Genomic DNA, 12,405 nt, shown 5'->3' with positions numbered 1-12,405 from the left:
CCCCCCCCCCCCCCCCCCCCCCCCCCCCCCCCCCCCCCCCCCCCCCCCCCCCCCCCCCCCCCCCCCCCCCCCCGCTCCTACAGGATGGGCGTCAGCCAGCATTATTCCGTTTTCCCGCCATGGCCCACATACCGGCCAAGAAACACGTACTGAGTGGGCCCGGCTCCAGCCGGGAACGGTTGGAGGCCTAAACACAGGTTCGGCGGTGTATCCCGTGCTTGCGCAGCTTTCTATACAACGTATTGCGGCTCACCCCCAGCTCGCGGGCGGCGTGGGTCATGTGCCAACGCTGGGCGTCCAGGGTAGCGATGAGCGCTGCGCGTTCGGCGTCTTCCAGCGGCGAATGGGCCTCATCGGGCTTGGTCTGCGCACTCCCCTGCCGAATCGCCACCGGCAGGTCATCAAAACAAATCCGTCCCTCATCACACAGTGCCGCCAGGGTGCGCAGCACGTTGCGCATCTGCCGCACGTTACCGGGCCAATTGAAGTCGAGCAGCGCCTGCCTGGCCGTCGCTTCAATCACAATCGAAAGCCCATCCGCCTCCTGCTCCAGCAGAAACGTCAGCAACGGGTCTTTATCGCTCCGCTCTCTCAACGGCGGCAAAGCGATTTCCAGGCCATTAAGCCGATAAAACAAATCCTCACGAAAGCTGCCGTCCTCCACCCGCTCAAGCAGGTTCCGGTGGGTCGCGCTGATCAGTCGTACATCCACCGCCTGCGGCTCGCCACCAATGGGCACCACCAGCCGGTCTTCCAGCACGCGCAGTAAACGGGTCTGCAACGCCACCGGCATGTCGCCGATCTCATCGAGAAACAACGTGCCGCCATCGGCCTGCTGCAGCTTGCCGCGCATGCCTTCCTTGCGCGCGCCGGTAAAGCTGCCGCCGCGATAACCGAACAGCTCGCTCTCGATCAGGCTTTCCGGGATGGCCGCGCAGTTCAGCGCCACGAACGGCTTGGCAGAGCGCTGACTCGCCTGATGCACCGCCTTGGCGAACGCCTCCTTGCCAGAGCCGGTTTCGCCGTTGATCAGCAACGGCACGTCGCGCTCGAACACCTTCAGCGCCCGTCGAAAATCAGTTTGCAGCGACGGGTCGCCCAGGCAGATGTCGTTCGAGGGGAGCGGCACAGCCAACTTGCTGACCACCGGAGTAGAAAGGCCCTTCACCTCGGCACGCGATTGCCCACGCAGCACGGCGAAGAATCCCCGCCCGTCACGGGTACGCAGTGGCCAACTGGCGGCAGCATCCGGCGAAGCACGGCTCAGCAGTTCATCCAGCGAGCAGTCAAACAACGATTCCACGCCCTGACCCACCAGATCGTCACGGCTCAAGCCCAGCAGATTCAGCGCGCTCTGGTTCAGCGCACTGATGCGACCCTCACCGTCGAACGCCAACAGCCCTTCGCTGAACAAACCGACTGCACCGGCCTGAAGATGAAATCGCAGCAGCCACTGACCATCGAAATGGCGCAGGAAATAGCTGCTTTCGATCATCTTCGCCGACAGATTCACCAGCGCCATGGTGTGAAACTGGCTCTGGCGGGACACATCGTGGCGGGCCGAAGAAACGTCGAGCACCGCAAGCAGATCGCCATGGGGATCGAACACCGGGCTCGCGGAACAGGTCAGCCCGGTGTGGCGGCCGCGAAAATGCTCGTCGCGATGGATGGTCACCGACTGACGCTCGACCAGGCAGGTGCCGATGCCATTGGTGCCCTCCCGCGCCTCACTCCAGTCAGCCCCCAGCCACAGACCGGCGCGCTCGAAAATCCGTCGATCCCCTGGCTCGGTCACGCAGTTCAAGATGATCCCGCGGGCATCGGTCAACAGCACCGCGCTGCCGCCGGCAAGCTGGCGATGCAGGCTGTTCATCTCGTCGCCGGCGATGGTCAGGACTTGCTGCAACTGCTCGCGACTCTCCAGCACACGCGCATGTTCAAGCACGGTGGGCGCCATCGCTTGCGCGGGGTCGAGGTGATAATCCTCCAGGCACCGCAGCCATGAGCGAGCGATGGAAGGGTCGGCGCCGGGGCCGTATTGATGGGGCGTTTTGCCTTGGGTAACGGTCAGCACTTGTTCGGCGTGGCGCGTCAGGTGATTGCTGTGCATTTTTATTCTTCATCCTGAGCCAGGGCTCTGCGGAGGATTTGCCGATCAGCATCCTCCTCGCCCGGATTCATTGCAATGCTGCGAAAGGCGGGTTCCATCACGCTGTCACGCAAAGGGTACAAAGTGTCACTCACGCTGCCCCGGAATTGGTACAAGACCCGGCAAGGAACATACACCTCATCAACAAAACCCCGATAAACCGGGCGCCGGACTGCAGTGGCCCGCGCTTTGCTCTACGCTCTAGCCATGCGCCGCAACGCGTTATCCCCAGACAATCACAAGACCAGGAGATATTCACCATGCGTTATGCACACCCCGGTACTGAAGGCTCAATCGTTACCTTCAAGACCCAGTACGGCAACTACATCGGTGGCGAATTCGTGCCGCCGGTCAAAGGCCAGTACTTCGAAAACATCTCGCCGATCACCGGCAAGCTGATCGCAGAATTCCCACGCTCCAGCGCCGAAGACATCGACAAGGCCCTTGACGCCGCCCATGCCGCAGCCGATGCGTGGGGCAAAACCTCGGTGCAGGAACGCTCGCTGACCCTGCTGAAAATCGCTGACCGCATCGAACAGAACCTGGAATTGCTGGCCGTCACCGAGACCTGGGACAACGGCAAAGCCGTGCGCGAAACCCTCAACGCGGACATCCCCCTGGCCGTCGACCACTTCCGTTATTTCGCCGGTGTGCTGCGTGCCCAGGAAGGCTCCGCTGCGGAGATCGACGGCAACACCGTGGCGTATCACATTCACGAGCCGCTGGGCGTGGTCGGGCAGATCATCCCGTGGAACTTCCCGCTGTTGATGGCCGCCTGGAAACTCGCGCCCGCCCTTGCCGCCGGTAACTGCATCGTGCTCAAGCCGGCCGAGCAAACGCCGCTGGGTATCACCGTGCTGATGGAGCTGATCGGCGATCTGCTGCCAAAAGGCGTGCTCAACGTTGTGCAGGGTTATGGCCGCGAGGCCGGTGAAGCGCTGGCCAGCAGCAAGCGTATCGCCAAGATCGCTTTCACCGGTTCGACGCCGGTGGGGTCGCACATCATGAAACTGGCGGCCGATAGCATCATCCCGTCCACCGTCGAGCTGGGCGGCAAGTCGCCGAACATCTTCTTCGAAGACATCATGCAGGCCGAGCTGGAATTCATCGATAAAGCCGCTGAAGGCGTTGTGCTGGCGTTCTTCAACCAGGGCGAAGTCTGCACCTGCCCGTCCCGCTGCCTTGTTCAGGAATCGATCTACCCGCAGTTCATGGAAGTCGTGATGAAGAAGGTCCTGAAGATCCAGCGCGGCGATCCGCTGGACACCGACACCATGGTCGGTGCGCAGGCGTCGCAGCAGCAGTTCGACAAGATTCTTTCGTACCTCGAAATCGCCCAGGGCGAAGGCGCCGAATTGCTGACCGGCGGCAAGGTCGAGAAGCTCGAAGGCTCGCTGGCAACCGGTTATTACATCCAGCCGACGCTGCTGAAAGGCAACAACAAGATGCGCGTGTTCCAGGAAGAAATCTTCGGCCCGGTGGTCAGCGTGACCACCTTCAAGGACGAAGCGGAAGCCCTGGCCATCGCCAACGACACCGAGTTTGGCCTGGGTGCCGGCGTCTGGACCCGCGACATCAATCGCGCGTATCGCGTGGGCCGGGCCATCAAGGCCGGTCGCGTGTGGACCAACTGCTACCACCTGTACCCGGCCCATGCGGCCTTCGGCGGTTACAAGAAATCCGGCGTCGGCCGCGAAACCCACAAGGTTGCGCTTGAGCATTATCAGCAGACCAAGAACCTGCTGGTGAGCTACGACATCAATCCGCTGGGCTTCTTTTGATTTAGCGTAATCGGGCGACAAGCAACGGCCTCTTCGGAGGCCGTTTTTGTTGCAGGGTTTCGGCAATGCAACGTGTAGGAGCGTCGCTTGTCCCGCGATCTGGCGCGCAGCGGCAGCAATCCGGCCAATGCGGGCTATCTATAATCGCGCGGCGGCAGGTTTACGACTGCTTCGCAGCCGATCGCGGGACAAGCCACGCTCCTACCGGTTCGTACCCGCCGCTGACACGTAGCAGACGCAAACCCTGCGGGAGTGAAAGGGGGCGGCATGTCGAGCGCCATAATTGCAGCGCATGCCTCTATAATGCCGCGCACATTTCCCCTCTTCGCCCCGCACGACCCGGATCGGGTCTCAAACCAGGTGCCTACATGGATTTCAATCCGCTTGATCTGATTCTTCACCTCGACGTTTACCTCGACCTGCTTGTGACCCAATACGGCACCTGGGTTTACGCGATTCTGTTCCTGGTGATCTTTTGCGAAACCGGCCTGGTGGTCATGCCGTTCCTGCCGGGCGATTCGCTGCTGTTCATCGCGGGCGCCGTCGCGGCCGGTGGCGGCATGGACCCGGTGTTGCTGGCGTGCCTGCTGATGGCAGCGGCGATACTCGGTGACAGCACCAACTACATCATCGGTCGCACGGCCGGCGACAAGCTGTTCAGCAACCCGAATTCGAAAATCTTCCGTCGCGATTACCTGACCAAAACCCAGGAATTCTACGGTCGCCACGGCGGCAAGACCGTCACCCTCGCGCGCTTCCTGCCGATCATCCGCACCTTCGCGCCGTTCGTGGCCGGTCTCGGTCGCATGCCTTACCTGCGTTTTCTCGGGTTCAGCGTGTTGGGCTCGGTGCTGTGGGTTGGCGGGCTGGTCACCTTGGGCTTCTTCTTCGGCAATATCCCGTTCATCAAGAAGAACCTCACGCTGCTGGTGCTGGCGATCATTCTGATCTCGCTGCTGCCGATGATCATCGGCCTGATCCGCAGCCGCGCAGGTCGCTCCGCCGAGGTGCGCTGAACCCATGTGGTCGTTCCGGGAATGGCGCAAACGGCGCACGCTGGCCCGCCATCCGGTCGATCCGCAGGTGTGGGAGCGCGTACGCCAGCGCCTGCCGATCCTCGACGGGCTGAGCGCCGATGAGGACCGTTACCTGCTCGACAGTTGCGTGCTGTTTCTGCAGGCCAAACACCTGACCGCGCTGGAAGGCGTTGCGCTGGATGACGAATCGCGGCTGTTTCTCGCGGCTCAAGCGCAGCTGCCGTTACTCGCCCTGGGCGATCTGAACTGGTATCAGGGTTTTCACGAGATCATTCTTTACGGCGACGACTTCATCAGCCCGCAACGCCATCGCGATGCCAGCGGCGTCGAGCACGAATGGGATGGCGAGCACAGCGGTGAGGCGTGGTCCCAGGGCCCGGTGATTCTGGCCTGGCCCGGTGTGCTGACCAGCGGCGGGTGGGAAGCCTATAACCTGGTGATCCACGAACTGGCGCACAAGCTGGACATGCTCAACGGCGAGGCGAACGGCCTGCCGCCGCTGCACCTCGACATGCGCGTGAGTGACTGGGCCAGCACCATGCAGAGCGCGTACGACGATCTCAACCGGCAACTCGACGCCAACCCGGACGCCGAGACTGCCATCGATCCTTATGCCGCAGAAAACCCCGCCGAATTTTTCGCGGTCATCAGCGAATACTTCTTCAGCGCCCCGGATTTGCTCGTCGAGGCCTATCCCGCCGTCTACGGGCAGCTGAAAGCGTTCTATCGGCAGGATCCGTTGGCGCGGCTGACGGCACTTCAGCGCGACAACCCGGTCTATCAGGCTCAACACGACGCCTGAAGCCCGCCGTCACGCATGGCAACGCTTCAGGAATGTGCCTATAATCCGGGCCACTTTTTGGCGTTGCATGCCAGATTCTGAATGGTCAACCAAGGGGGCAAAGCCCAATGAGCTACAGCAAGATTCCGGCCGGTAAAGACCTGCCGAATGACATCTACGTCGCAATCGAGATCCCGGCCAACCACGCGCCGATCAAGTACGAAATCGACAAAGAAAGCGACTGCCTTTTCGTTGACCGTTTCATGGCCACCCCGATGTTCTACCCGGCCAACTACGGTTTCATCCCCAACACTCTGGCTGACGACGGCGACCCCCTCGACGTGCTGGTCGTGACCCCTTATCCGGTCACCCCGGGTTCGGTGATTCGCGCCCGTCCGGTCGGCGTGCTGAACATGACCGACGACGGCGGCGGCGATGCCAAAATCATCGCAGTCCCGCACGACAAGCTGTCCCAGCTGTACGTGGACGTGAAGGAATACACCGATCTGCCAGCGCTGCTGATCCAGCAGATCGAGCACTTCTTCGCGAACTACAAAGACCTCGAAAAAGGCAAATGGGTGAAGATCGAAGGCTGGGCTGGCGCTGACGCCGCTCGCGAAGCGATCACCAAATCGGTAGCGGCCTACAAGGGCTGATCCGGTTGCGCCCCGCCGAAGCGCTCGCCGCTTCGACGGGGCCACTTTTTGCACGCACGTCCCCGCCTTCTGCTTTCTTGACACCCCCCCGTACATCCCGCTTTTTTTCGCCCTCCTTCATTACACACATGTTTAAAAATCGCCTGCATACACAGCCTGTGTAATGGCGCCGTTTGATTTTCTTTTTTGTACAACATCGTTAGATCCAGACTTTCGTGAAAGCCGCTTTAGTCAGGCCTTCGTACCCGTTAATTGCTCAAGTCCATGATCGACGTCGATTTCAATCATTGTTGACGCAAACGAAAACAGTGAACGAATCGGCCTACAAAAACTGCCGAAGGTTGTAATCCCTACATTCACGCGCAAGCATGACGGCCTGCTCATTTGAACACTTCGTTCATTTAAACGAGCTTCAACCCGCCGTAAACTTCGGCCCATGAATACATCAGGTGATCGACTGCGCGGCCTTCTGCGAGAGTGCCATCTCTCCGCGACGGACTTTGCCGCCAACCGAAAAGTTACGCCACAGCACGTGAACAACTGGTTCAAGCGCGGCATCCCCATGGCGCGCATTGAAGAGGTCGCGGAACTGCTGAGCGTCAACGCGCGTTGGCTGCGCAGCGGCGAGGGCCCCAAGCACCCTGGACAGGACCGGGACAGCGGCGTGAAGCCAGAGGCTCACCCCTCCCGGCCCGAACGCAGTGTGCGCGAAGAACTGGAAATGCCGGTCTATACCGAACTGCAAACGCAAAGCTCCGGCCGCACGGCGGTGGGCGAAATCCATAACCACAAAGTGCGCCTGTCCCGGCGGGTGCTCGAAACCATGGACGTGGAGCTGCACAACGCGATCTGCGTGGCGATGGTCGGCAACAGCATGGCGGACAAGATCCAGGACGGTTCGTTGATCGGCATTGATCGCGGGCGCGTGCAGATCATTGATGGCGAAATGTACGCCCTCGAACACGACGGTATGCTGCGGGTGAAATACCTGTATCGCCTGCCGGGCGGCGGGTTGCGTTTGCGCAGCCATAATTGCGCCGAGTACCCGGACGAGATTTTCAGCGCCGAACAAGTGCAGGCCCAGCACATTCAGATTCTGGGGTGGATCTTCTGGTGGTCGACGCTCAACAACCGCCGCCATCCGGCAACGTTGCGGTGAGGTGCGCAATGAGCGTGTTTCGGAACTGGGCAGACGCCAGCAACATGGGTATCCTGCACGCCTTCGTTTTAGCACCCGTCAGCCACACGCGGATGGGTGATCGACCTGGCACCGTCTCCGCGACCTGCCCGGTCTACCTTACAAGCGCCTCTTTGCAGCGCGCACTTTTGCGGACGGGTGCGGTTAGCCAAAAACTAATCAAACCCGTCACCGAGAAGCCGGCCACAAGCCGGCTTTTTAACTTCCCATGAATATGTCGCACCGCTAACCCACGCGGCGCTTCCGCGCGCGCGTCAATCGGCAATCAATGGACTGAGCGCCTCAACCAACGAAGCGAACAACCGCTTCGTTTCACTACAGGAAGTTCATCATGAGTTATCGCAACAAGACTTACATCGCGTTCGCCAGTGAAGACATCAAACATTACTGGCTGATGAAAGCCTGGAAGCAGAACGAGAATATCGACTTCGACTTTTTCAATGCCCATGACTTGTTCGAGGCGCGGGACAGCAGTTCGCCAGAGACTATCAAACGCCGACTGCGTGAACGCCTGAACAACACCAAGCAAGTCATCTTTCTCGGCAGCGAAGATGGCCGTCGCAAAGGCGGCGACGGGGATTCGTTTCTTGCTTATGAAATCGAGGTCATTCTCGAACTCGATCTTCCGATCGTCATCGCCAATCTCTGCCAAAGCAGAAACATCGTCATGGACAACATTCCCCAGCCGCTCATCGATCAAAAACACTTCAGCGTCTCGGTTTCTTTCCAGCCGAAAATCATTCAGTACGCGCTGGACAACTACATCGACGGCTACGCGAAGAGCGAGATGCAGGGTCCCCATCGGTATGTGGGCAGAATCTACGACGAGTTGGGCATGTGATGACCATTCTTCAAGACATGCAAACGTGGCGCTTCTGGCGCCACTTCCTGGTGGCGTTGTTCGCCTGCGTCGGCGGACTGTCGACGATCATGCAGACTTTCAACGTCATTTACCCCGGCAGCCATGCAATGGAGGGTTTCGGCATCCTGATGGCGATCATCGCGTTGTCAGTTTCGGCCGCGCTGTTCAAGGCCTGGCCGCGCCCGATTGCCGAGGAATACAACGCGCCGAAAACGCGGATCACCATCGTGCCCGGGGACATCCTCAAGGAGACCGGCCATCTGGTGATCGGCACCAACGACACCTTCGACACGGAAACGCCGAACATCATTGCCACCTCCAGCCTGCAGGGTCAGGCGCTTCAGGTGCTCTACGGCGGCGACCTGAAAGAACTAGATCGTCATCTGGACGACGCGCTGGTCAATACGCCCTGCATCGGCACACTCAACAAGCCAGGCAAGCACGTGCAATACGGCGTCGGCACCATCGCCACGCTCAAGCATGCGCACCGGCTGATCTTCTTCCTGGCCTACTGCGAAATGGACGCCCAGAACGTCGCGCGCTCCACGCCGGACAAAGTGTGGAAGGGCTTGCTCGCGCTGTGGGCCGAAGTGTCCCGGCGCGGCAACGGCGGGACGATCTCGATCCCGGTGATCGGCGGCGGACAGGCGCGACTGTCCAGCGTCCTGCCCGCTCAGGACGCCATCCGCTTCACCCTGCTCTCGTTCATGTTCGCCTCCCGCAACTCGAAGGTCTGCGACGAACTGCGCATCGTCGTTCGCCCCGACGACTATCGAAAACTTGATCGTCTGGAGCTGCAGTCCTTCCTCTCGTCATTGAGGTCATCATGAGCGCGAACACCAGCCTGGACATGCCGGACAACCCCGACTGCGCGTTCTGCGCGTATCTGAAAGGCAAACGGCCCTACACCATCCTCTCCTGCACAACGCACACCGCGACCTTCGTGACCCGCGAACAACGGGGTCATCCGCACGTGCTGGTGCTGCCCCAACGCCACGTGCCTTCGTTGCTGGAAATGACCGACGAGGAAGCGGCGGCGGTGGCGGTTGAAGTGCGCAATGCCGCGAGGCTGATTGAAAAGGCGTACGCGAAAACGGGGATTGCGGTCTGGCAGAACAACGGCGTGCCGGCGGGCCAGGCGATCGGGCATGTGCACTTTCATGTGGCGGGGACGTTGCCGGGTGGGGGGACGGAGTTTGGAGAGGTGCAGGAGATATCAGTGATGGAGACGGATGAGATTGCGCGGCGGTTGCTTGGGGGGAGGTAGGCGGGATCGCAGCGCCAATCATTTTTAAGAACGCCGCTTGACCCTTGCCGGCTAGAATCCGAAGAGCTTTTTTCTTCGGATTTTGATTTCGCCGTCGAGCAGTGCGGATACGGTGGTCAGGAATACGTACAGGTCGCCTTCAAAGTAATCTTCGGCGAAGGAGGTGTCTTGACCAAATGGGGGATCGACGTACTGCAGACCTTCGGGCGTCATATTCCTTCGGATATAGGTCTTTATTTCTCGTTTGAATAGGATTGCGTGCAGCAGATCAAGCAACCCATAGCCGATGCATTCCTTGACTATCTGGGGAAGCGTGAGGGGTTTAAATCCTTTCTTTTCTTCTTCATCCAGGAACTCGCCAACTGCATCGCCGACAGAAAACATGAATCCGAGTATATAGCTGTATTGCATATTCAGACCTACAAGATTAAACCTGCGGACGTACTCATAGTAAGAATCTGAAAATTTTTGGGGCTCTAACTTTGATTTCTCTGTTCAGCAACATCAGGACGTCAGTCAAAAACACAAACAGATCACCCTCAAAATAATCTTCCGCGAACGATGTTTCCTGCCCAAAAGGGGGATAGACATACTCCAACCCTTCAGCGGTCATGTGCTTTCTTATATATAGCTTTATTTGACGCTTTAGGACTAAGGCATGAACCAGGTTTAGCACCCCGCCCTTAGCAAAAGACTTTTTTACAATCTCAGGTAGGGTCAGCGGCTTGAAGTGCTGCTTTTCTTCGTCCGACAAAAATTCGCCGACACCTTCGCCAACCTCATACATAAAACTGTGCAAGTGCATGTATTTGCTCAACGTATCACCTCACAACGATGGGAATGCAGTGACGATATAGTAGGGCATATGGTTATACTCGGAATATTTAATTGTGATGGTAATCTTCGACATTTTCAGAGTCTTGGACTGGTCCCACCTGGTGATGCCCCAGCCTACAGCTTTTTCAAGAATAGTATCAAAGGTGTATTGCTCATGCCTTAACAAGAATTTAGCTTTGGAATACATTAAGATCTTAAGCCTGTTTTTTTGAAGTGCACGACTGACCGCCCACTCTGCCACGTCCAAGCTATAGAACGTGGATGACACATCTACCTTTTTCGATGCGAACCTTGTGACTAAGTAACCAATGTCCTTACCTACATGCTTGCGCTGTGCATGCCCTCCGCCCAAATTCTTAGGTACATTTGGCATTTTTTCGCTCGTGACGATCGATATTCGGCCTGCTCGCACGGACGACACTCTGAACGCGTTGTACAGCGAAGCCGTAGAAAGGGGAACGGCAAACTCCGTAGCCAGACCGATCACCTGGCCTACCCCTCTAGAGGTGCCGAGCGCTTCAGCAGCAGATGACCCTGCCTTGAAAGCAAAAGAGTCAGTCTCTTTGCCGGTTAGAAGCTGAGTCGCTCCTGCCGAAAGCTGGTCGGAAGCATGCACGCCCATCGCGACACATCCGATTTTGGTAATCATCGTTGGCTCTGGGACTGCGCACAGTACGCCTGAACCTGCCAGCTCTACAATACCGCCAACAAGGCGCAGACTCCCGAAGATACGGTTCGACATTATCTCCGCAGGTGTGAGCGACTCTTGCGTCAAGATCGCAGCCATCTGAGCAAAGCTCAGCGCCACGCGAAACTCTCCATCGTCTGCCATGTTGCGTTTCCTTACGCGAATGGTTTGTTGGCGGTTCTGTCCCAACCTCCGGACACAATCCCTGCACTACCGCCATCAGCGCGACGCTGTTGGGAATATTCGAACTTGATACGGCCATAATTTAGGCTAATGATTTCCACAGGAAAACCACCCTGATCGGCACCCTGTCCACTGACAGTCGCGATCAACACTTCCTCAAGCACGATATCCATGTATTTGAACTTCTCACCACCAGAACGATGTATGCGAATCGTCACCGTCTTGATGTGCGAGCCTCTGCAGCACAGCTCGAAGAGCTTGGGTGTTGCCCGATCTATATATTTGCTGATCTGGAAATCGCCCAGTGCGACACCGCCCGCGGAGGCCCCGCCATTGGAACTCGCTGACTGGCTGATCGACTGGAATGCGTCGTAATGATAAGAAAGCAGCTCGATCCAACCCTTATGGTCAGCATCCAACGACTCACCTTCTACTCCATCCACCTGCATAAATGCGTCAAACGACATTTTTAGCTCCCTGCTCACTTCCAAATGAAAAACAATGCTACCCGATGATCCTCATTGATTGCACCCCACTGCTGCACAAAAGGCGTGATACAGACAACAATTTATCAAATGTATCATCGCATCAGAAAACACCAACACAGATGTTTCCCAAGTCCCAATACAGTTCAATTTTTCGATCTCGACTGAAGGCCAGCCTCAATGAATGAAGAGCTGACGGGGCACGCAACTACTAAGGATTTCTTAGTAGTTCACCGTGAAGGAGCCAGGTATTCGCGTGCACCGGGTGAAGATGGGTAGTCATACCCATCGAGCTCAATCTCCTGCGCTCGAGACCGATCAAGAACTCGATACTATTAAATGAAGAAATACATCTTTCCACTGCTGCCTGATTTTTCCATACGAGCGTTCACGCGCTAAAACTTGAACAGGAGCCTATATTTCTTAAGCTCAAACCACCGCAAACCCACAAATCAATTCCCAGGGGCTTTCGCACATGTCG

General features: G+C 58.1%; 13 protein-coding genes. 8 read left to right on the top strand and 5 right to left on the bottom strand.

Annotated elements, in window-relative coordinates; translation table 11 throughout:
- Nucleotides 1-187 precede the first annotated feature (187 nt).
- The gene (locus ACYAR8_RS19450; protein ID WP_463580793.1) at nt 188-2,110 is read right to left on the bottom strand and encodes a sigma-54-dependent Fis family transcriptional regulator; all 1,923 of its coding nucleotides are present in this window, start codon (nt 2,108-2,110) and stop codon (nt 188-190) included.
- Nucleotides 2,111-2,409: 299 nt separating this feature from the next.
- Between ACYAR8_RS19450 and exaC the strand changes: the two genes are divergently transcribed.
- From exaC to ACYAR8_RS19410, 8 genes are all read left to right on the top strand, one after another.
- Nucleotides 2,410-3,930, top strand: a complete 1,521-nt coding sequence (exaC, locus tag ACYAR8_RS19445) for an acetaldehyde dehydrogenase ExaC (protein ID WP_463580792.1) — start codon at nt 2,410-2,412, stop codon at nt 3,928-3,930.
- A 368-nt stretch (nt 3,931-4,298) separates the two neighbouring features.
- Complete coding sequence (locus ACYAR8_RS19440; protein WP_463580791.1) at nt 4,299-4,946, top strand: DedA family protein; 648 nt, start codon at nt 4,299-4,301, stop codon at nt 4,944-4,946.
- A gap of 4 nt (nt 4,947-4,950) precedes the next feature.
- On the top strand, nt 4,951-5,769 hold the full coding sequence (locus ACYAR8_RS19435; RefSeq protein ID WP_463580790.1) for a M90 family metallopeptidase: 819 nt from the start codon (nt 4,951-4,953) through the stop codon (nt 5,767-5,769).
- Nucleotides 5,770-5,876: 107 nt separating this feature from the next.
- Nucleotides 5,877-6,404 carry an inorganic diphosphatase gene (gene ppa, locus ACYAR8_RS19430; RefSeq protein ID WP_074893152.1) on the top strand — a complete coding sequence of 176 codons (528 nt, stop codon included), beginning with the start codon at nt 5,877-5,879 and terminating at the stop codon, nt 6,402-6,404.
- Between the two features lie 436 nt (nt 6,405-6,840).
- Entirely contained in the window at nt 6,841-7,563 is a 723-nt protein-coding gene (locus tag ACYAR8_RS19425; protein ID WP_108121561.1) for a S24 family peptidase, read from the top strand.
- Nucleotides 7,564-7,933: 370 nt separating this feature from the next.
- On the top strand, nt 7,934-8,443 hold the full coding sequence (locus tag ACYAR8_RS19420; protein ID WP_463580789.1) for a TIR domain-containing protein: 510 nt from the start codon (nt 7,934-7,936) through the stop codon (nt 8,441-8,443).
- A complete protein-coding gene (locus ACYAR8_RS19415) occupies nt 8,443-9,294 on the top strand; it encodes a macro domain-containing protein (protein WP_463580788.1) in 852 nt (283 codons plus the stop codon). Before ACYAR8_RS19420 ends, ACYAR8_RS19415 begins: the two co-directional genes overlap by 1 nt.
- The gene (locus tag ACYAR8_RS19410) at nt 9,291-9,731 is read left to right on the top strand and encodes an HIT family protein (RefSeq protein ID WP_463580787.1); all 441 of its coding nucleotides are present in this window, start codon (nt 9,291-9,293) and stop codon (nt 9,729-9,731) included. Before ACYAR8_RS19415 ends, ACYAR8_RS19410 begins: the two co-directional genes overlap by 4 nt.
- 51 nt (nt 9,732-9,782) lie before the next feature.
- Here ACYAR8_RS19410 and ACYAR8_RS19405 read toward each other — a convergent pair whose 3' ends face one another.
- From ACYAR8_RS19405 to ACYAR8_RS19390, 4 genes are read right to left on the bottom strand one after another with little or no spacing between them, the layout of a single operon-like run.
- Complete coding sequence (locus tag ACYAR8_RS19405; RefSeq protein ID WP_463580786.1) at nt 9,783-10,142, bottom strand: hypothetical protein; 360 nt, start codon at nt 10,140-10,142, stop codon at nt 9,783-9,785.
- A gap of 34 nt (nt 10,143-10,176) precedes the next feature.
- Complete coding sequence (locus tag ACYAR8_RS19400; RefSeq protein WP_463580785.1) at nt 10,177-10,548, bottom strand: hypothetical protein; 372 nt, start codon at nt 10,546-10,548, stop codon at nt 10,177-10,179.
- Nucleotides 10,549-10,557: 9 nt separating this feature from the next.
- Nucleotides 10,558-11,400: an RNase A-like domain-containing protein gene (locus ACYAR8_RS19395; protein WP_463580784.1), complete on the bottom strand. Its 843-nt coding sequence runs from the start codon at nt 11,398-11,400 to the stop codon at nt 10,558-10,560.
- An 11-nt stretch (nt 11,401-11,411) separates the two neighbouring features.
- Nucleotides 11,412-11,906 (bottom strand): Hcp family type VI secretion system effector, encoded by a 495-nt coding sequence (locus tag ACYAR8_RS19390; protein WP_463580783.1) that lies wholly within the window; start codon nt 11,904-11,906, stop codon nt 11,412-11,414.
- Nucleotides 11,907-12,405: the final 499 nt, after the last annotated feature.

It is taken from the genome of Pseudomonas sp. HP_01 (assembly GCF_055284355.1).
Note: the sequence above shows the minus strand (reverse complement) of the source record. Positions and strands in the feature narration are given on the sequence as shown.